At 42.0% G+C, this 20,048-nt stretch carries 19 protein-coding genes; 17 read left to right on the forward strand and 2 right to left on the reverse strand.

Features of this window, described 5'->3' with window-relative positions:
• Nucleotides 1-8: 8 nt before the first annotated feature.
• Nucleotides 9-695, reverse strand: coding sequence for a class I SAM-dependent methyltransferase (locus H580_RS0108050; RefSeq protein ID WP_028594324.1), 687 nt, complete (start codon nt 693-695; stop codon nt 9-11).
• A gap of 425 nt (nt 696-1,120) precedes the next feature.
• On the opposite strand from H580_RS0108050, the gene H580_RS0108055 reads away from it, so the two are divergent.
• The 6 genes from H580_RS0108055 (at nt 1,121) to sigJ (ending at nt 6,118) form a co-directional block, all read left to right on the forward strand.
• The gene (locus H580_RS0108055; protein ID WP_028594325.1) at nt 1,121-1,873 is read left to right on the forward strand and encodes an alpha/beta hydrolase; all 753 of its coding nucleotides are present in this window, start codon (nt 1,121-1,123) and stop codon (nt 1,871-1,873) included.
• Between the two features lie 215 nt (nt 1,874-2,088).
• Nucleotides 2,089-2,424, forward strand: a complete 336-nt coding sequence (locus tag H580_RS0108060) for an ArsR/SmtB family transcription factor (protein ID WP_084509074.1) — start codon at nt 2,089-2,091, stop codon at nt 2,422-2,424.
• A gap of 157 nt (nt 2,425-2,581) precedes the next feature.
• Nucleotides 2,582-3,088, forward strand: coding sequence for an SRPBCC domain-containing protein (locus tag H580_RS0108065; RefSeq protein WP_028594327.1), 507 nt, complete (start codon nt 2,582-2,584; stop codon nt 3,086-3,088).
• 85 nt (nt 3,089-3,173) lie between these two features.
• Complete coding sequence (locus H580_RS0108070) at nt 3,174-3,647, forward strand: hypothetical protein (protein WP_028594328.1); 474 nt, start codon at nt 3,174-3,176, stop codon at nt 3,645-3,647.
• Nucleotides 3,648-3,971: 324 nt separating this feature from the next.
• On the forward strand, nt 3,972-5,150 hold the full coding sequence (locus H580_RS0108075; protein WP_028594329.1) for an NAD(P)/FAD-dependent oxidoreductase: 1,179 nt from the start codon (nt 3,972-3,974) through the stop codon (nt 5,148-5,150).
• Nucleotides 5,151-5,248: 98 nt separating this feature from the next.
• A complete protein-coding gene (sigJ, locus tag H580_RS0108080) occupies nt 5,249-6,118 on the forward strand; it encodes an RNA polymerase sigma factor SigJ (RefSeq protein ID WP_028594330.1) in 870 nt (289 codons plus the stop codon).
• 696 nt (nt 6,119-6,814) lie between these two features.
• Here the strand turns inward: sigJ and H580_RS0108085 are convergent.
• The gene (locus H580_RS0108085; RefSeq protein ID WP_028594331.1) at nt 6,815-7,612 is read right to left on the reverse strand and encodes an arylamine N-acetyltransferase family protein; all 798 of its coding nucleotides are present in this window, start codon (nt 7,610-7,612) and stop codon (nt 6,815-6,817) included.
• Between the two features lie 391 nt (nt 7,613-8,003).
• Here H580_RS0108085 and H580_RS0108090 point away from each other — a divergent pair, with 391 nt between their 5' ends.
• The 11 genes from H580_RS0108090 (at nt 8,004) to H580_RS0108145 (ending at nt 20,029) form a co-directional block, all read left to right on the forward strand.
• Entirely contained in the window at nt 8,004-8,897 is an 894-nt protein-coding gene (locus H580_RS0108090) for a helix-turn-helix transcriptional regulator (protein WP_028594332.1), read from the forward strand.
• Nucleotides 8,898-8,913: 16 nt separating this feature from the next.
• Nucleotides 8,914-9,732 (forward strand): NAD(P)H-binding protein, encoded by an 819-nt coding sequence (locus H580_RS0108095; RefSeq protein ID WP_028594333.1) that lies wholly within the window; start codon nt 8,914-8,916, stop codon nt 9,730-9,732.
• Between the two features lie 39 nt (nt 9,733-9,771).
• On the forward strand, nt 9,772-10,719 hold the full coding sequence (locus H580_RS0108100) for a daunorubicin resistance protein DrrA family ABC transporter ATP-binding protein (protein WP_036604873.1): 948 nt from the start codon (nt 9,772-9,774) through the stop codon (nt 10,717-10,719).
• Nucleotides 10,716-11,555: an ABC transporter permease gene (locus tag H580_RS0108105; protein WP_084509068.1), complete on the forward strand. Its 840-nt coding sequence runs from the start codon at nt 10,716-10,718 to the stop codon at nt 11,553-11,555. Before H580_RS0108100 ends, H580_RS0108105 begins: the two co-directional genes overlap by 4 nt.
• A gap of 506 nt (nt 11,556-12,061) precedes the next feature.
• Entirely contained in the window at nt 12,062-13,444 is a 1,383-nt protein-coding gene (locus H580_RS0108110; protein ID WP_028594336.1) for a TraB/GumN family protein, read from the forward strand.
• A 249-nt stretch (nt 13,445-13,693) separates the two neighbouring features.
• Nucleotides 13,694-14,515, forward strand: a complete 822-nt coding sequence (locus H580_RS0108115; protein WP_028594337.1) for a sensor histidine kinase — start codon at nt 13,694-13,696, stop codon at nt 14,513-14,515.
• A 3-nt stretch (nt 14,516-14,518) separates the two neighbouring features.
• Complete coding sequence (locus H580_RS0108120; protein ID WP_028594338.1) at nt 14,519-15,166, forward strand: response regulator; 648 nt, start codon at nt 14,519-14,521, stop codon at nt 15,164-15,166.
• Between the two features lie 130 nt (nt 15,167-15,296).
• Nucleotides 15,297-16,631, forward strand: a complete 1,335-nt coding sequence (locus H580_RS23735; protein ID WP_036604874.1) for an IS3 family transposase — start codon at nt 15,297-15,299, stop codon at nt 16,629-16,631.
• 393 nt (nt 16,632-17,024) lie between these two features.
• Nucleotides 17,025-17,189 carry a hypothetical protein gene (locus H580_RS26150; RefSeq protein ID WP_157282757.1) on the forward strand — a complete coding sequence of 55 codons (165 nt, stop codon included), beginning with the start codon at nt 17,025-17,027 and terminating at the stop codon, nt 17,187-17,189.
• Between the two features lie 589 nt (nt 17,190-17,778).
• Nucleotides 17,779-18,021, forward strand: coding sequence for a hypothetical protein (locus H580_RS0108140; protein ID WP_028594341.1), 243 nt, complete (start codon nt 17,779-17,781; stop codon nt 18,019-18,021).
• 448 nt (nt 18,022-18,469) lie between these two features.
• On the forward strand, nt 18,470-20,029 hold the full coding sequence (locus H580_RS0108145; protein ID WP_028594342.1) for an NBR1-Ig-like domain-containing protein: 1,560 nt from the start codon (nt 18,470-18,472) through the stop codon (nt 20,027-20,029).
• Nucleotides 20,030-20,048: the final 19 nt, after the last annotated feature.

Genomic DNA, 20,048 nt, shown 5'->3' on the forward strand with positions numbered 1-20,048 from the left:
TGAGGTGTTTATTTTCTAGCAAACAAAACTACGAAGTTAAAATATTTATACACACAATCTACTTCTGAAAATCCGATTTCTTGCAGCCAATTGATCTGTGTTTGCAGCGGAGACATTTTATCTAGTTTCGTTCTTTCATATGCAGCATCTATCTCTTGTCTGGATAATTGGCTCGCTTCCACTTTATCCTTCCAGTCGGTTGTATAAAGAGATTGAATAAACGGAGTATGCCCTAGAACTTGATCAGCATTAATAAATATACCGCCCGGCTTCAAATGCGAATATGTATTTTTATATAAAGTTTGTTTGTCGGCATCGGTTAAATGGTGTATCGATAGGCCAGAAATGATTATGTCATATTTCTCAGGTGAGATGAAGTTCGTATAATCATCCACGATGTAAGTGACGCTTGTTGATCCTTTGAATCTTAGCTTCGCGATTTCTAGCATTTTCTCAGACAAGTCGATAAGGGTGAGATTAGCGTCGGGATACTTCTGCATCATTAGTGACGAGAACAAGCCGGTTCCGGCGCCTAGGTCTAATAGGTTAGGGGAGCTTGTTGCTGACTGTGCTAGTGAAACGGATATACGGTAAAAGTCGTCAAAGCAGGGGATAAGCATTTTTCGTTGTTGGTCATACTGTTGCGCAGCTTCATCGAACTGAGACTTCAATTTATTCTGACTGTGGTCATTCATACGCCCACCTCCAAGTTTCTGACCCTATCATAGTTTAAGTTTGTTTATTCGTTAAATATATAGAATCTATTTGTGTAATAGAGTAGTCCTATAATGATAGTGGGGAACACGAATATCTTCTAACGATCATAGAAAAATACAAGAAGTACAATCGAATTGTCTATTGCTTTGGAGTTAGATCCTCATTATCGTGGTACGTGATGGCTGCATGGATGGAATTGATGAAAGAAGCAAGGGGTTGTGACGCTGAATCCAGATGTTATTTTTGTTGTGGATTATTTGGCTGATATCGATACGCAGCTGACAACGTATTTCCGCTGGAGGTCTCCATTGATACAGGTGGGCCGCTTGCGATTCAGCATGCGACTGAGCAAGTGCTTCATTTTATGAGCAAGTAAATGGATAGGGGAGTCGGTGGTGATACAATGACGAAGATTATACATAAGAAATTTGGTGAGCGTGAATTAACGATTTATTTGCCAGAAGGGTATGAGGAAAGTTCGGATAGGTATCCAGTTATTTATGTGCAGGACAATGGGAACTTAGTTGACCCTGAGAATAGTGACTCTCTTTCGATCATTCGTAACCTTACTGCTAAAGGAGAATTGCCAGCATTTCTATTTGTCGGCATTAAGCCATTTGACCGAAATAATGAGTATACACCATTTGTATCTACCAATGTATTTGAGTCTGGGGAAAAAAAGTTTGGCGGTCAGGCGGCGCAATACGCTGCATATTTGGCTCATGAATTGAAGCCGTATATCGACAGCCGCTATCGAACATTGCAAGAGGGCGAGCATACGGGAATAATGGGCTTTTCTTTTGGCGGACTCATTTCGTTATACACGGCATTGCTTTACCCAGATGTATTTGGCAAAATAGGCAGCTTCTCGGGTTCGTTCTGGTTCCCCGGCATTGTAGATTGGGTGGATCAGCAGCCTGCGCACAGTCATGGGCAGCGGCTCTTTATGAATGTCGGACATGGCGAAGGTGCAGGACGAACGAATGGTCAGCAGTGGATGGTGCCCAACAACTTAGCAGTCTATGAACTATTGCTGTGCAAAGGCTTCACGACACTTTCGGCGAAGCAAATCATCTTTGAAAGTGACTCGCATAATTTCGAGAAAGGTGTTTACTATTTACCTGAAGCGTTGAAATGGTTGTATGTGACGGCTTAGCTGTCTTTCTGAGCTTAGGTGTGTGTATGTTAGAATACGATTAATGAGCAGTTCCTCTTTTGAGATGAGGGAACTGCTCTTTTTTCATATTTAGCTGAGCATGCTCATGGCAGCAGTATGCAGCACGAATTGATCTCAAATTTCGGAAGTGTGAAGGATTCGGAGGTTTTAAATATACGTTGACGCGTATATACGTTATGGTGTATATATTAACTATGAAAACATTACCAATGCAGGTGTTGTTATTTACAATCGCAGAGCCCAATCGCTTTAACATCGTAGAGTTGTTAAAGAAAAGACCGCATTCGGTTGGGGAAATTGTAGAAGAGCTTCATATCGGTCAGCCGCAAGTGTCACGGCATTTGCGCATTTTGGGCGAGGCTGGACTGGTAGTTGTCCAGCATAAAGGTCAGCAGCGGATATATAGTCTGGAAGCGAGACCATTTCAGGAGCTGGATGCTTGGTTCGATTCCTTTAGCTTGTTATGGGAAGAGCGTCTTGATCAATTTGAGGACTATATGCTCGACATTTATAGAAAGGAGGAGCAGTAACAGTAACGTTTAGCTGCAGGAGTAATAAGAAAATTATTAATAAATGAGATACCTTTAAGCGTTCGCTTGTTTTCATTTTAGCGTGAATATTGGATTACTACTCGAAGAACATACATGTTACGAATGCTCTATTCGATTGCCATTTTGGAGGTATGCGATGAACACGAAGACGACCATTATTAAAAATCATGAGCGGCGGGAACTTATCGTGGAGCGGATAGTTGCCATCCCTCGTAAGCTTGCTTGGCAAGGCTGGACGAAGCCTGAACATATTGTGCGTTGGTGGGGACCTCGAAATTGGACTGCTACGGTATATGAAATGGATGTCCGCCCTGGAGGCGCATGGCGCTATCAATTAGCCGCTAATGATGGAACAAGTAAAGTATTATGCCAAGCCGTTTATCGTGAGGTTGATGAGCTTTCCAAGCTTGTCTATGTAGACTCAATGACAGATGAGAATTGGAATGTTATTAACGGTAGTGATATGTTAACGGCTGTTACGTTTAGCGATACGGTACAGGGCACGAAAGTTTCAATTACGACCCATTTTACAAGTGTGGAGCAGCTTGAAGGAGCTGAGGCGATGGGGATGATTGAAGGCTATACAGATACGTTAGAACGATTGGAAGAGCACTTGCAGCTGCATGAATCAAACTCGCAATGACATGATGGTTCAGACATAGATGCGGAGCGGGAACAAATACATCGAACTGTTACTCATTCACGTAAATATAAGGAGGAATCGTCTTATGACAGATAATCTTATGGAAACAGGTGCATATACCGCGCCAACGCCCAATCCTGATATGCAATCGTTGAATCGCTTAGTTGGAAGCTGGAAGGTGAGCGGTGGTGTAGAAGGCATCGTTACTTATAGATGGATGGAAGGCGAATTTTTTCTTGTCCAAGAGGTTCAGTTGAAGCAGTACGGTCAAGATGTGAAAGGGATCGAGATTATCGGTCACGTAAAGCCGTTTGGCGAGGAGCCAAGCAAGGACATTAAGTCGCGTTACTATGACAGCATGGGCAATACGTTGGATTATGTGTACGAAATAGATGGTGACACGCTGATGATTTGGGGCGGTGAAAAGGGATCTCCTGCTTATTTCAAAGGCGAGTTCAGTGCGGATGGCAATGTCAATTCGGGCAGATGGGTGTACCCGGATGGCGGCGGATATGCGTCTACGATGACGAGAATTGAAACGGGCGCTGGTGCAGAGTAGCTATGGTAGCATTCGTTGTTAAGTTGCAGTGTTTATTGATGTTTAAAGCAGATAATATATAAAGTTTCGTGGGCGTTAATGCTGAAATAACCTAATAAATGATGCCACCTACTATGGAAAATATCCACGGCAGGTGGTTTTTCATTTGTTCGATTATTCATTTAATCATTTAATCTATAAACGTAATCATCATGCAATTATGTAATCATTCTACAGCAATTGTTCAACATAGTATTGGTATTCCAATTTCACTGGATCATGACGTGTCACAAAAACCAACCCTTTCTCGTTCTATTGTCAAACAGGAAAAGGGAGAGGATTGGAATGAAAGAATTGACTTGTGTTGTTGTTGGCGGAGGTTTTGCTGGGATTCATGCAATAAAGGCGATACGTAAAGCATTTCAGGAGAAAGAAGTGGGGCGGAAGCTTCGACTGATTCTATTGGACCCACATCCTTATCATGTACGAAAAGTGCTGCTGTTTCGCCCGGCTGTATCCAATGAGCCAATTACAATTCCTTGGAAACAGATTCTTCAAGATGATGCGCAGTTCGTTCAAGGGGCTCTGCAGTATGTGGAGAGCGATAAGAAATGGTTGATGTACAAAGACGCGAAAGGGCAGGAGCAACGGATACATTATGATCTGCTCGTAGTAGCCATTGGCAGTGTCGCGCGTCAGCCGGAACCGGATCAAGGAGGTATTTCGTTAAACGATATTCATACCGCCGAGCGTATGCGGGAGCAGTGGTATACCAATATGAAGCTTGCCGCTGCAAAAGGAGAACAAGAACAGGAGCGATTACTAACTGTAGCGGTTGCAGGAGCGGGCATAACCGGAATCGAGACAGCAGCCGAGCTGGCACACGCAATGCGAACGGAAGCTGTCATCATGGGCATCGATCACGCGAAGGTGAAGGTACATTTATTGAATGCGCAGGATCGACTATTTAAGGATGGGCCTGCCAAGGCTTCGCGTAAATTGGACAGCACATTAGCGGAAATAGGCGTTGTCGTTCATCACCGTGAGAAAGCGATAAGCGAAGTAGATGGCAATCTTAATTTGTCCAGTGGTGCGAAGCTGCCTGTTGGTTTAACGATTTGGGCACTTGGTCTTATTGCGAACCCAGCTTTGCGCCATATGTCGCTGCCTCTTACGGATGATGGTAAAATTATCGTAGATGAATGCTATCGCGTACCGTCAGCACCAGGTATTTATTCCATTGGTGATTGTGCGCATGTTGTGGATATGGAGAGCGGCAAAGCGGATCAAATGACGTGTAAAGAGGCTATTCCACAAGCGAAGCGTTTAGGGAAAATTATGTTTGCCGATTTGACGGGGCGCCAAGCTCCACAGCACAAAAGAGTCTTAGATTCATACTCGATCGGTCTTGGACCAGACCGTGGTTTATTATGGACCCATAAATGGGGACTTGATATCATTCTCACAGGTAGGTTGGCTTATAAGACGAAGAAAACATTATGGGATTATGTCAGTATGGTGTGAGCACGTTTGATGCTTCATCGAGGTGTAAGCTCTAGCTCTAATTGCAATTGCAAAGTGCTATGTTTTTTGTTCAATGTTCTCATCAAAGGAGGCAGCCTATGATTGAGCTTTATGAACAATATCGCGGCCTGATGTTCCGTCTTGCCTACCAATTAACCGGTTCTGCCGCTGATGCGGAAGATGCCGTTCAAGATGTCTTCGTCAAAGTACAAAGCGTCGACCCTAGTCGATTTAAGGAACCGAAAGCTTATTTGTGTAAAATGATTACGAACCGTTGTCTAGATCTGCTTCGTTCAGCGAGAAAGCGCCGCGAGCAGTATGTTGGCCCATGGCTGCCAGAGCCGATCCCGACGATGGATGATGATAGCTTTGAGGCGGTCGTTCGCAATGACCTGCTTTCCTATGCGATACTAGCGCTTCTTGAGCGGTTGTCCGCAGCCGAACGGGCTGTATTTGTGCTTAGGGAAGCGATGGGGTTCGATTATCCTACTATTGCTGGACTAATCGACAAGAGTGAATTGAATTGCCGCAAGCTGATGAGCCGCGCCAGAGGGAAGATGGGTGTATCCGAAGAGGAGCTGATCGGAAAAGGCTGTATCGGAGAAGAATGGGTGCAGCAGTTCCTTGCTGCGCTCTCGCTTGGCAAAGTCGATAAAGTATTGTCCATGCTTGCGGAGGATGCGGTGCTCTTATCTGATGGAGGCGGTAAAGTAACTGCTGCGGTTAACCCAATCATGACAAGTGATCGCGTTGCTCGCTTCTTGTTAGGGATTCGCCGGAATTGGCCTCAGGAAGCAGAAGGGGAAGGTGGCTTTGCCGTGGATCTGGCACCTATTAGTGGACAGACTGGAGTTGTTATTCGGAGCAATGGTGTTGTACAATCGGTGTTCTTCTTGGATATAAGACAAGGGAAAGTGCAACATATTTATATTGTTCGAAATCCCGATAAGCTGACACGTATCTCGTAGCGGGAAGTGGAGAACCTATAGGACCATGTGTGCCATTTGAGATGCTAGATGGGCATCAAATGTATAGCCGCTGTTTAACGGGAGATCGATACTCTTGATATATTCGATGTTTTCGATGTATTTGATGTATGTAATGTTCTCGATAATCTTAATAATCGGAAAAGGCTTGAAGTGCTCTCTCTAACGATCGTCATTGACGTTATTTTGACGAAATTGGCTCTTATACAATTCTAATGGTCGCCATTGAGCTTATTTTAGGAAAAGTAGCCCAGTTTAAGGTTTAGTCTAGTAAATAAGCGCTGTGGCGACCGTTATATTTTCAAACAATCAAAAATACGCTGAATAACCACAATGGTAACCGTTAGCACAATGGGGAGCGGAGAGATCCTTTTTTCCCTCTTGATGTATAACAGAAAAGATGCAATACAAAAGAGAAGATGCGTCTCAGATAAGAAATCAAAAAACGCTTGGAAATGTCCAAGCGTTTTTACGAACCATAATTAACTATGCGTATTCACCCATATGAACGGCGATCATATGATGACAATTGCCCATCTCTTTTTGTATGCGTGTAACAGATATAAGCCGGTGTCCGTGTTGGCTGCGTGAGGGTCTGAAGCGGATAGCATCGACAGAATACCACTAGAACTTGAATCTAGCGCGTGTCCACCCCAATGCCGATACGGACACTATCCACTATTTTAAATCAAAGTGCTCTTGTAGTAATTTCGAAAATTCCGCATCATCAATCTTCTCCTTCGTTACAACTCCATTTTCCCATTTCGTAAATGAGCTGCTCGTTAAGGTGATGTTGCCTGTACTCGTTAACTTCGTAATGAGCGGGCCTTTGTTAAAATGTGAATCGGGATGTTCGACTACAATTTGCTGCACTTCTGTACATTCTGCTAAGTCAGATAACAGCATATTGGAATTAAAAATATAATTGATGTGCCAATCGGTATCTTTATGTTTTAGCTTAATTTCATATATATAGTTGCCGAGTTCATGTTCAACTTTAGTCACCCGAAAGTCACCATTATTAGACGTAACTTCCTCGCCAGTCAGTGGGACTGGCTTTAATGGCATATTTCCGCCAACACCTGCGTCTACTAGATATGTTTGTCCTTCATGTTTAAGTAGAATCGTTACATGTGTTCGGCCCCATGCAATGTATTCTTTCGCCTCGTTATCGTAAATAATGGCTCTTGTGAATGTGGCATCGAATCCGTTATCGATCAAAAATAAATAAAACAGTGCATTCAGTTCATAACAGATGCCGCCTTCGTTACGGATGAGAATATCTTCAATTAGATGCTCTCTCGTAATATCTCTAGTGCGATGAGTCAGTACGCGTAAATTTTCGAAAGGGATTGAAGTTGATGCTAATTCGAGGATCCGGGGCAGCTTTTCAAAGGTAATCATTTCATGATGGCCTTGCTCAATGGTGCTGGTGTAGCCGATTCGGTTAAGAAATAACGCAGTAAGACTACTCATTCATCATTCCTCCTTGATTAGAGCATGCTGACGAACTCGTGATGTTTGCGCTTCTATTTACTATCATAGTTCCAAGACATGAACTTCACAACAAATGAACGTTGAGGAATGGTGATACATGTATAGAGATCGGATGGTTGAATTCCGTAATTAAGGCTGTGATGTATGTGTGAATTACGTTATGTAATTTAAACGAATCTCATTTAATTTAGTTTAATCTAAGCTAATCGATGAGGGGGACTGTGTTCATAAGTAGGTATGAACCCTTTTTCGAATTTTTGTTGTCCATTTTTAAAAGTCGTGATTGAATCCTGACATACAAGATGTCAGGATTCGTATATTATGATGCCATTATCAGGTGTGAGGATGGCGGTGATGAGGAGAGCGCTTCATGAAACTAGATCGATTGCTTGGCATTACGATGGAGCTAATGTCAAAGAAAAGAGTAACCGCAACTGAGCTATCTGCTCGGTTTGAGGTATCGATTCGCACGATTTATCGGGACATAGAGCTTATTAATCAAGCAGGCATACCGGTTGTTTCCTTTGCTGGTACAGATGGTGGCTTCGAGTTGATGGAAGGTTTCTTTTTAACGAAGCAGCATTTTTCGATGCAGGACTTTGCGGTTATTTACAACCTGTTAAAAGGCATGGAGGGGGCATTCGGAGATCAAATCACCTCCTTAGTGAACAAGCTGGGCAGCTTACAGCCAGCTCTGCTCAGTCAAGGCGAGCATGAAAAGCTGATCTTCGCGCTGAACGCCTCAGAAGGTGAGAAAGAAATCATTCAAGCTTTACACCAAGCGGTCAATGATCGTAGAATCATTCATTTTTCGTATACGAATGCGACAGGTGAATGTACGAACAGGCAATTGGAACCGGTCCATCTGTATTGGGAGCGCGGGTACTGGTATCTGGAAGGTTATTGCCTGAGTCGCCAGGCGAAGCGATTGTTCCGCGTGTCGCGAATGGAACAAGTAGCGATCACAGACATGACGTTTCAACCGAGGGAATTGGTTGATGCCCCTGATGTGGCAGAAGTTCAAGGGACAGTCGCACATTTACGGTTCGATTTGTCTGCTCAGCCGCGTGTAACGGAACAATTTCGAGACGAGTGCATTCATCTTGGAACGCACATCGATGTCCATAAAGAATTTTACCTAAGAGATTATGCGATCTCCGTTATTTTAAGCTATGGCTCCAAAGTTGCGATCCTATCACCTGAAGATTTAAAAATCGAGCTGATGGAAGAGATCAAAAAGATTCAACAACGTTATGAATATTAGGTGGGGGGAATTTGTAATGACAATTTTAGTGACAGGTGCTACAGGTACAGTGGGCAGACATATTGTGAGTCAGTTGGTGGAAAAAGGTGAGCGTGTGCGCGCCTTATCGCGTAACCCAGAGAAAGCGAATATGCCAGCAGGTGTAGAGGTAGTAGCAGGCGATCTGAATGCACCTGAGACGCTGCAAGCTGCATTAGAAGGAGTTACGGGGTTACACGTAATTACGTCGAGTTTGAGCGCAGATGGATATTTGCAAACGAATGCTGAACTTATTGATATGGCTGAAAAAGCTGGTGTGCGTCGCGTAACGGTGTTGGTTGGTTATGAAGGTGCGGTTGAAGAAGCAGTTCAACGCAGCAGCATGGAATGGACGTTCCTTAAGCCAGTAGAAGTGATGGCGAATGCGCTAATTGATTGGACAGACTCTATTCGTACGGAAGGCGTTGTACGTGAGCCGTTCGGTAATGTGCCGAGCTCCAGAGTGCATGAAGCGGATATTGCGAGTGTAGCTGTCGCGGCATTACTAGATGGTGGGCACCATAAGCAAAGCTATTTTATTACAGGCCCAGAAGTGCTTACTCGTATCGAAGCGGTGCAAGTGATTAGTGAAGCGATTGGCAAGGAAATTCATTTTATAGAGCTAACGGAAGAGCAGGCTCGTGATCGTTGGAGAGAGCAAGGCTATGAAGAAGGCGATATCGATTTCTTTGTAGAGATGGGCAAAAATCCACCCGAAGTTGGATATACGGTATTGCCAACTGTGGAGGATGTTGTTGGGCGACGTGGCAGGACATTTGCAGAATGGGCAGTGGAACATAAAGACTATTTTGTATAAAGGATAAAAGATTCAATTACAAAGGGGAGATGGACGGATATGCCACTTGCTATCGAAGTGAACGGGCTGAGGAAAGCATACAACGGCGCTGAAGTCGTTAAAGGTATAGATTTGCAAGTTAAAAAAGGCGAGTTGTTGGCTCTGCTAGGTCCAAATGGAGCGGGGAAAACGACAATTGTGAGTATGCTCAGTACACTTATCAAGCCTGACGGAGGTACGGCCCTCGTTGCAGGATACGATGCTGCGGCACAAGCGCATGAAGTACGTAGGAACATAAGCTTGACGGGGCAGTTTGCTGCGCTGGACGAGGGACTGACAGGTCATCAGAACATCGTTATGATTGCGCGGTTGTACGGATATTCGTCTAAAAATGCATCTGTATTAGCAGATGAGTTGATAGCATCGTTCGGGCTATCAGATGCGAAAGATAGAATCGTACAAACCTACTCAGGCGGCATGCGGCGACGTCTGGATATTATAGCGAGTGTGATCAACCAACCGGAAATCATTTTTCTAGACGAGCCTACAACAGGGCTTGATCTGCAAAGCCGTATGCAAGTATGGGATGTTGTGCGGACGCTGTTGAAGCGGGGGACGACCGTGCTGTTAACGACACAGTATTTAGAAGAAGCGGATCAACTGGCAGATCGGATTGTGATTATCGATAAAGGAAGTATTGTCGCCGAAGGTACACCTACTCAGTTGAAGGCCTCTACTGGTGGTAAAACGTTATCTATTCAGCTGCAGCATCAGGTGAATGCTATCGATATCGAACGATTGCTTGCTAGCCAGCATCTCACCTTGCTTCAAAATACAGATCCTTTGTTATTAAAAATACCCGTTACAGAGGCGAGATGTGCGAATCAAATCATTCAACTTCTATTAGAGAATGATACACCAATTTCTCATTTTTCGCTTAGTGATCCGAGTATGGATGAGGTATTTCTAACTTTGCTTCAATCCTCAAGTAAGGAGGTTGTTTTATGAACAAAACAAACGCGTTGCCACAAACCGCTCCGGATCATTCTCTGTTTGTAAGGCAATTTAAGAAGCCAGTAAGTGCTAATGCACTTGCGGCCGTTCGCATTTTTGTATGGAGAACGTGGAAGCACACGAGCAATAATTTATTTGCCTATGGGATGGATGTTGTTCTCTCTCCTGTCCTCACGCTGCTCATTTTTACTTATTTATTCGGTGGGGCGATTGCAGGCTCTACGACTGCGTATCTCCAATATTTTTTGCCAGGATTTCTTCTGCTAACCATACTTCCTATGACGGTTTATAGTGGAACGACTTTATGCCAGGATATTGTAAAAGGGGTTTACAATCGATTCCGTACCATGCCTTTCTGGCAGCCAGCTACGATGATAGGTTCTGTCCTGATGGACAGTTTAAGATTTGCGAGTGCTGCACTTGTTTCCTTTGGAGTAGGGATGCTGTTGGGGTTTCGACCAGAGGGGGGCGCATTAGGCGCGATGATGGCGCTGCTATATACTGTTTGCTTTGCCTTTAGTGTAAGTTGGATTTTCTCGATGATGGGCGTGTTGGTCAAGAAGCCTGAAACGGTATCCGGCACGAGTATGATGCTGATGTATCCGCTGCTGTTTGCGAGCAATATTTTAGTAGATTCTGATACGATGCCGGATTGGATGGGCGTTATTGTCGAGCTGAATCCAGTTAGTATTGCCGCAACAACAGCAAGGGGATTGATGCATGGAACGGCATCGTCAGGCGAAATTGCAGTTGGTGTTGGTGTATGTTTATTTTTGCTTCTTCTATTTGTGCCGCTAACAATCTATATCTATATGAAAAAAGTAAGATGATAGATACACCGAGGCACACAAAGATACGCTCAATATAGCGTGTCTTTTTTACTGTGAATCCATTTCAGCATATATCGTCTTTGAAAAGTGTATGATGCTGCAATTTGAGTTTTTGATTTTGAGTTATGGACAATTATGCAGTTATATTATCTATATATATGAATTTGGGGGTCATTATCGGCAAAAATGCATTTATATTGGACACTTTCCCCTTTTGAATGCCTAATTGAGAAAAATAACTGCACATTTGTCCTAAATAAGTAGAAAATAGCGATTTCTACTTAAAATAGCTGCACTTTTGTCCATATCAACAAGATTTGTACAAGTAAGTGGGATTTCGAGAAGACTAAGCTTGTTTCACAGATAATGTTCCACAAATGCTGTTCCACAGATTGCATCAAATAATAAATAAGTTCATTATATTTTTGACACATGTACGACGGATAGATACGCTATAATATTTATGAAACATTTACCACAACTTAGATTCGAGAGGAGATAGAATGATGCCAGAACAAAAACGCTTGTCCAAGCTAACCCGTTGGGCAACTGTAGGTATGTTAAGCTTTTCCATCTTGTTAGGAAATGTGTTTCCGGTTCATGCAGAGACAGATGCTCCTGCTGTTCCACAAATTAGCCAATGGTCGGTAAAGACGTTACATGAAGGTGAAAAATACGGGATTTACCCAATTAATTGGTACCATGATGGATCGTTCCAAAAGGCGATTACACCAGATAAGTTTACAACACTAATGGAAGGAACGGCGACGAAACTAGATAAGCTCGGATTCAAGAAAAAAGTAGCGTCCTTGTCTTTCCCAACGGATAAAGTTATTACGAGAGAAACGGTTATTACTTCTCTACATAAGCTGTTAGCAAATTATGAGCTGCCTAAATCATTCGACATGAACGCAAATATGGCACCAGTTGATTATATGCAGAATAAAGGTCTCGTAAAAGGCACGAAGGCAGGCTTAGAGTTGGACAAGCCTAGTACCGTTGAGCATGCTGCTGTAATAGCGAGCCGATTGGTGGAGTTCGCTTATGATGCGGCAGATGCCGGCGCTGAAGGCTTGATGTGGAAAGTGACGAATAAAAACAACACCTTGTACTTGCTAGGTTCCGTTCACCTTGGCATTACCGATATGTATCCGATGCAAAAGAGTATTCGTGAAGCATTTGATGCATCAGACGATCTGTGGGTCGAAATAGATTTGCTGAACGGTGACATGAGCTATTTCAACGATAAAATGCAATATAGCGATGGAACTACAGTAAAAGATCATGTGTCTAAAGAAACGTATGAGAAGCTGCAAAAAGCACTGACGAAGCTAGACCTGCCGGGGAATGCTTTTGACGGATTCAAGCCTTTTGCAATTTCCACGAGTCTGTCGACTTTAGGGTATGCCCAAGATCCAGAAGCGTACCAAATGGCAATGCTTACTGGTATTGACAATTACTTTATTACAAAGGCTATGTTAACAGATAAACCGATTCATGAGCTTGAAGGAGTTAAAGTGCAGGCTCATGTATTTGCGGATGTTCCACCTGAACAGCAGGAAAAAGAATTGAATGCGATGCTAGACTCCGTCCTGACTGGAAACGGCATCAAGGAAAGCGAAGAGAACTTGAAAAAGATGCAGCTTGATTGGGTAGAGGGCGATGCAGAAGGCTTGACACAATTGCTAAAAGTCGGATTTGAGGATGAAGCTAGTAAACGATTAATCGGTGAGCGGGACAAAAATATGGCTCGTAAACTAGCTCAATTGCTTGAGAAAGAAGGAGAGAACACCTCCTTCGTCGTTGTAGGAGCGGCACACTATGTCATGAAAGGCATGGTTGTCGATCTGTTGAAAGAAAAGGGTTATACTGTTCAGTATTTGCAATAATTTTATATAACAAGCGAAAGCAGTCCGTGCATCGGGTCATAACGACTCCGAAATACGGGCTTCTTTTTTTGCAGTGTAGACTTTAGCTGGATAAGCCTATTTTTTAATACATAACTCGGGTTAGCGTAAAAGAGGGTAATCTGCGAAAGGAATCAAACCGTAACTTGTCTGAATCCCTAATAAATTTCGGTCGATTGATCAAACGTTATAGGATAAGATTGAATAAAAATGTAGAGGGGAGAAGGTAAAATGACCTATAAGCAAATGAAATGGCTAATTTTAATTATTCCCACCTTGACGATTGGTCTATGGGAGTATGTAAGGCACGAATTTCTTCTTCCTTATATCTCTATGAAGTTGGGTAACTGGCTTTCACCTGTATTTGTACTAGTAGTAACGCTGGTGTTTATTATGAAATTGTTCAAAATGATTGAGCATCATCAAGAAGAATTGAGTCGAGCTAAGGCGGTGCAGGACGTACTAGAGGAGCGGGAAAAGCTTGCTCGGGAATTGCATGATGGCATCGCGCAATCCCTATTTTTTTTAAATGCTCAGGTCACGCGTATGGAACAGATGAATCAAGCGAAGGGACTCCCCTTAGATCAATTGAAGGAAAGTGTGTATCGTACGAACGATTATGTAAGACAAGCCATTGCGAATTTAAGGCACGCTGCGGATGGAGATGAAAATCCATGGCTTCAGGGGATGGGAAGCTTAATAGATGAGTTGAGCCGTGAAACGGATCTACAAATTGAAACGAAGTGGGATATAGAAGATTCTCAACTTTCTGTGAAAGATAAAATAGAATTACTAGCAATCGTTCGAGAATCATTGATTAATAGTTATAAACATGCGGATGCTACCAGTGTAAGAGTGAAAGCGTTGTCAACGAAACGAGGCTGGATGTGTCAAATTACGGATAACGGGATGGGATTTGACCCAGACAAAGTAGTTGGCGTCAACCGCTATGGACTTAAAATGATGAAGGATCGAGCCAATAATATGTCTTGGAAGTTGCAAATCGATAGGAAAAATAGAGGGACTTGTGTTGCGATTGTAAAGGAGGGGTAGTTGATGTCCAAGTTCCGGGTACTCATTGTGGATGACAGTGAATTGGCTAGGGCAGGAATTCGTATGATTTTAGAGAGCGATCCTGCTTTTGAAATCGTTGCGGAGGGAAGCAACTGTGAAGAGGCGTTAGCACTCAGTGAACGGTGGATGCCTGATTTGATTCTTATGGATATTCAAATGCCTGGCATAGATGGTCTGGAAACAACTCGACGATTGAAGGAGAAATACCCTTATGTCAAAGTGGTGATGGTGACGGTATCGGATGATATTTCTCATTTATTCGATGCGCTTAAGAAGGGTGCTCAAGGCTATTTATTAAAAAATTTAAAGCCTGAGGCATGGCATGAATATTTGAAAGCGATTGCTGTTGATGAGGCCCCGATGACGCGTGAGCTTGCTTTTCGTATTTTGAAAGAATTTTCCCCCATGGGAGCAGATGAGGGGCAATCCGATCGTTTAACTGGCCGAGAACGAGAAATATTAGGATTGGTTGCAAAGGGAATGAGCAATAAGGAGATTTCAAGCAAGTTGGATATTTCAGAGCACACGGTAAAGAACCATTTGAAAAATATTCTCCAGAAGCTTCAATTGGAAAATAGAGTCCAGCTTGCGCGTTATGCCTATGAGAAGAGCTGGTTAGTTAAGGGATAGAGAATAAAGGACCGCTCCACGCTAGGCGTATGAACTGTAACCCGTAAGATGGACACTTTTAAAAAAAGTGCCCTCTTACGGGTTTTTATGTTTTAATCATAGTATTGAGAAGTAGATGAGGATGCGGATTATGAATAAAAGAATCAGAAAGAGCTTCACTAAACATGAGATAGAGTTATTGAGTAAAAATTCAAATGTATTACATGTGTCGGAAAAAAACATCACTTATTCACCAACGTTTAAGGTAGCTAGTATCCAAGCCTATCAACAAGGAAAAACACCTTTAGATATATTCTTAGATGCAGGATTTTCTACAGAGATCATCGGACGAAACACACCGAAGAAATGTTTGCATCGTTGGAGAACTATTTTTTCGGAGTACGGTGAAGCTGGGTTGCTTTATGAACGTAGAGGTAAGGCAAGTACAGGAAGGCCCAGTGAAGATGCTTTAACCGTAGATGAGAAGTTACGACGTGCTGAAGCACGCATTAAGATGCTCGAGGCGGAGAATGAGTTGTTAAAAAAGCTAGAAGCGCTCGAAAGGCTAACCAATAAGGTATTAACACCTTCCGAGCGCTTCGAACTCATTCATCAAGTGCTATGCAAATACAATTTACATCGCGTAACCCGTTACCTCTGCCAAATTGCTGAGGTGAGCAGAAGTGGTTATTATCGTTGGTGTAATGCCGAGGAACAGCGTCAACTTCGAGAAATTGCGGATGAAAGAGATTTTCAACTTATAAATGAGCATTTTGAAGCTAGAAAGCGTAAAGCTGGTGCACTTGATATTAAAATGAGATTAGAACGAATAGATAATGTCGTGATGAACCATAAAAAGATTCGTCGCATCATGCGCAAATTCAAACTAATCACATCGATACGTCGAGCAAATCCATATCGTAAGATGGCTAAGGCAACACAAGAGCACAGAACATGCCCTAACCTTCTTAACCGTGTTTTTGATCAAGGAGAACCTGAGAAAGTACTGTTAACGGATATTACTTATCTCTCTTATGGAAACGGAAAATGGGCTTATTTGTCCTGCGTTAAAGATGGCTCAACCAGACAAATCCTTGTTCACTACTTATCTTCCAGCTTAGGGATATCATTAGTGCAAGAAACGATTGATCGACTAATGGAACGATTTGATGGTTATGTTCACCCCGAGGCGATATTCCATTCGGATCAAGGTATGCACTACACGAATCCTAACATACAAAAGCAGATCGCTGAGTTAGGGTTTCAGCAGTCTATGTCGCGTAAGGCTAATTGTTGGGACAATGCTTCCATGGAAAGCTTCTTTGGTCATTTGAAAGATGAGTTGGACTATAAGCAATGTACAAATTTAGAAGAATTGCGAATTTGTGTAGATGAGTACATCACATTTTATAACTCACATCGATATCAGTGGACATTAAATAAGATGACTCCTGATGAATTCAGGAGCCATCTTGTTGCTGCTTAAATCGAAAGGACCTTTTTTATATACTGTCCACTAATAGGGTTACAGTTCAATAATCAAGTCCTCTTTATGCTTTGTTACTGTGAAACCAGGATACATAGGGAGCACTAAGCTGAGCGTGGAATTTTTGTGTCTAGATTAAGAAGTGTCCATGTTATGAAGGCACAAATTCTTGATGTCACATATGGGAAAGACAAGTAAAAAGCTTACGAACTGTATGAACAGGCCCAACAATCCTGTAATCTGAAGCTAAGTTTGTGGTTGTAAGCGCTGTAACATATGCTAGAGTTCCAAATGGAATACACTTTTTTAGTTGGAGAAAAAATACACATAATGTATAAGCGGTTCATATGTAGCATATTTGTACCAATCAGATTTATATAAAAGGGGTAAACAATGACTAAACACGTAAAAAAATATCTATTTGCAATGGCACTATTCATAGCAGTGCTATCGGTAACGATGTTAACAGAACGTATAACCTGGTCGGCAGCTAGTACAGAGAAAAACGTATACCGTGCAAGTTCAGATTACAGCACCATTCAAGGCGATAACCATTGATACTATCAAGAATGGGATGGCTCTACGTATACGAATCTAAAATGGGATAACTCAAAAAATATGGAAAGGTAGAAACACGCATTCTACTATCGCTGCTAATATCCATCATCCCGATCAAGTCGATATTGTTCGAAAATAGGTTGCACCCAAGCCGGGCATTGTTCATATTAGTGGACAGGTAGCGAAGAGTAATCTGACATGCGGTGATGCTGTGAAAGCAATCATTCGTAAAAATAATCAGCTTATTTGGTCACCGGCTATGATGATAAGGTAGGGGTATCTGCGAACTATACGACAAATGTATCAACGGGAGATGCCCTGTATTTTATCGTGAATCAGCAGCAAGAAAACAGTTGCGACGGAATTTTCTGGGATCAGACCATTACATATGATGATAAGAAACCATTGAAGTATACAGCTTCGGAAGGATATAGCTCTATCCAAGGTCAGAATAACTGGTATTACGAGGAACAGAACAAAGATAAATTCTACCCAATAACATGGATAAAGAAAGTGAATCTATGGAGGGGAAGTACGGATTGAAGAAAATCAAGCTGAGAAGAAGGCGTAAGAAGGTTTTTGGATAAATGTGAACAATTATAGAGAGGAAGATAGAGAAGAGTTTGATGAGATTTTTCCTAACTACTCTCCTGATTTGTTTGAAGTTAGCATTAGAACGGTTTCTATTACATTTGGAAATTATCCAGATTTGAATTACAACCACATTGTTGTTGATATTCCTATAAAATACTCCGGAAAACAGCGTGGAGTGTATAAGATTTTATTTAAATTTAATGGGGAAGTAGAGGATGATTTTTTTATCATCCAATAAACTTTGTGTAGGTTATGTTAATGTTAAGCTTATCCTTGGCATCTAGGAAAAAACTTTTAAAATTAATCGTAGCAATTGATTAAAGAAGATATTGATTGATCCTGTGTGATACTAATTAGAAATTGTGATAAGAATAGCCTAAAGACCTCAGAAGCTCTCTTCTGGGGTCTTTACTTTTTGAAGGCCAGAACTATATAAACTTATTCAACTCGAGCAGTCTGCATATTAAAAATACCAATAATATCAAGGACAAATAGTGGAAGAAAAAGTACCATAATATATGAACAAATATTCAATATAATTGAATATTTCTATTTATTAAGAGTGCTCAGTCCAAAAATATTATTCAATCTTGGAAATGTACAAAAAGGGGGTCTGTAGATAAACACAACGCTCCACACTGTAAGAACTACATACATATTTACTATTTTCGAAATGAGGAACGCACGTGAAATGGACATCTAGAATTTTCAGTACATTATTTATTTTGTTTGTATTACTGAATTCATTTAGCAATACTGCTCAAGCTACTATCTCTTCTAACATACTAACGAATGGCTTTGAACCGCATGATAACGACAGCATGATACAGATTGAATCGAGTCATTGGGTCGAAGGATATTACTCTGGTATACAGCCGGAAGGTTCCGTAGTTCCGACGCCTGATTGGTATGTCTCTGCAAAGAATGGAAGCTATTTTTACCGCATTGCAGGTACGGATACAAGCAGCACGGAGAATAGCAACATCTATTTTAAGCCATATGACAATTTGAATTTGAAAGTAGTAAAAGGTATGCATCTTGGGTATTGGGTCTATCACTATTCGTTTGAAAACAGTAAAAACATAGCGGTAGATTTGATATTTGACGATGGTACATCTTTGAGAGATTCGGGAGCAAAAGACCAGCATGGTAACAGTGTGCATCCAGCATATCGTAATATGCCACTAAACCAATGGCATTGGGTTGAAGTTAATTTAGATGCGTTTCAAGGCAAGACTATCAAAAAAGTACTTATCGCGTATGACGATAGAGACCATTCATTGACAGGACAATTTAGGGGTTACATTGATGACTTGTACATTGGACCTAAACAGAAGCTGGATGCGGAGATTGTTTCCTATGATTTCCCTAAGTCTATGTATCTAGGGGAAGAATATGAAGCTAAAGTCACAGTAAGAAATGTGGGATCGACAAGTTGGTCGGAACAAAAGCAAGTAAGGTTAGGAGCTATAGATGATCAAGATCCATTTGCCATCGGACGCCATCCTATTTCAGGAGGTCAAGAAGTAGGCTATGCCTCTGAACGTACCTTTGTATTTCGATTGAAAGCACCGGATGTGCCAGGGACGTATACAACAGACTGGAGAATGGTGCAGGACGGGGTAACTTGGTTCGGGGATTCTTTGAAACAAGTTATTTTAGTGAAAAAGAAAGAGATTATCAAACGTCAATCGCAATACTCTTATTTCTATAATGCAAATAACCTTCTAACACATCTCGTAACACCGAAAGTAAAGAGAGAGTACAGGTACGATCAATCTGGAAATATGGTTTCGGTATCTACGAGTAGAAACTTAGTTGCCAATCATGGATTTGAGCACGATGATTTATGGCATTACTCACCACATATGAAACTCGTTACTTCTACACCATTTGAAGGGAAGAGAAGTATCAAATTCGAATCGAATACGGATGTCCATGGAACAGCGACAGAGAGTTACCTCATCCCTGTGATTCCTTCCCAGAAATATGTGCTAAAGGGACATCTCTTTAATCAATTGCAGCAAGGAAATCTGTATTTAGACGTGCTGGAGAAAGATATACACAACGAAGTCGTTGTTGACGGTGGAGGAATCGAGGCACTGGAAAAAGGGAAATGGGTTACAGGTTCCCATACGTTCGTCACAAATAAGAACACGGTGTATATCAATGTGCGTGTCGTGGTTGATGGCAATGCGAAGGGGATCGGTTATGCAGATAACCTCCAATTAGAGAGAGTCGATTAGTAAGATGGAAGTGTCAAAA

Origin of the sequence: Paenibacillus assamensis DSM 18201 (assembly GCF_000422445.1) — a bacterium.
In the GTDB taxonomy this organism is placed as follows: Bacteria; Bacillota; Bacilli; order Paenibacillales; family Paenibacillaceae; genus Paenibacillus_B; species Paenibacillus_B assamensis.

What these genes read in the sequence shown, in the direction of transcription:
- H580_RS0108100 (WP_036604873.1), top strand. Translation starts at nt 9,772, where the DNA reads ATGCCACTTGCTATCGAAGTGAACGGGCTGAGGAAAGCATACAACGGC.
- H580_RS0108090 (WP_028594332.1), top strand. Translation starts at nt 8,004, where the DNA reads ATGAAACTAGATCGATTGCTTGGCATTACGATGGAGCTAATGTCAAAG.
- H580_RS0108070 (WP_028594328.1), top strand. Translation starts at nt 3,174, where the DNA reads ATGACAGATAATCTTATGGAAACAGGTGCATATACCGCGCCAACGCCC.
- H580_RS0108060 (WP_084509074.1), top strand. Translation starts at nt 2,089, where the DNA reads ATGAAAACATTACCAATGCAGGTGTTGTTATTTACAATCGCAGAGCCC.
- H580_RS26150 (WP_157282757.1), top strand. Translation starts at nt 17,025, where the DNA reads ATGACTAAACACGTAAAAAAATATCTATTTGCAATGGCACTATTCATA.
- H580_RS0108055 (WP_028594325.1), top strand. Translation starts at nt 1,121, where the DNA reads ATGACGAAGATTATACATAAGAAATTTGGTGAGCGTGAATTAACGATT.
- H580_RS0108095 (WP_028594333.1), top strand. Translation starts at nt 8,914, where the DNA reads ATGACAATTTTAGTGACAGGTGCTACAGGTACAGTGGGCAGACATATT.
- H580_RS0108110 (WP_028594336.1), top strand. Translation starts at nt 12,062, where the DNA reads ATGCCAGAACAAAAACGCTTGTCCAAGCTAACCCGTTGGGCAACTGTA.
- sigJ (WP_028594330.1), top strand. Translation starts at nt 5,249, where the DNA reads ATGATTGAGCTTTATGAACAATATCGCGGCCTGATGTTCCGTCTTGCC.
- H580_RS0108050 (WP_028594324.1), bottom strand. Translation starts at nt 695, where the DNA reads ATGAATGACCACAGTCAGAATAAATTGAAGTCTCAGTTCGATGAAGCT.
- H580_RS0108120 (WP_028594338.1), top strand. Translation starts at nt 14,519, where the DNA reads ATGTCCAAGTTCCGGGTACTCATTGTGGATGACAGTGAATTGGCTAGG.
- H580_RS0108085 (WP_028594331.1), bottom strand. Translation starts at nt 7,612, where the DNA reads ATGAGTAGTCTTACTGCGTTATTTCTTAACCGAATCGGCTACACCAGC.
- H580_RS0108115 (WP_028594337.1), top strand. Translation starts at nt 13,694, where the DNA reads ATGACCTATAAGCAAATGAAATGGCTAATTTTAATTATTCCCACCTTG.
- H580_RS0108105 (WP_084509068.1), top strand. Translation starts at nt 10,716, where the DNA reads ATGAACAAAACAAACGCGTTGCCACAAACCGCTCCGGATCATTCTCTG.
- H580_RS0108075 (WP_028594329.1), top strand. Translation starts at nt 3,972, where the DNA reads ATGAAAGAATTGACTTGTGTTGTTGTTGGCGGAGGTTTTGCTGGGATT.
- H580_RS0108065 (WP_028594327.1), top strand. Translation starts at nt 2,582, where the DNA reads ATGAACACGAAGACGACCATTATTAAAAATCATGAGCGGCGGGAACTT.
- H580_RS23735 (WP_036604874.1), top strand. Translation starts at nt 15,297, where the DNA reads ATGAATAAAAGAATCAGAAAGAGCTTCACTAAACATGAGATAGAGTTA.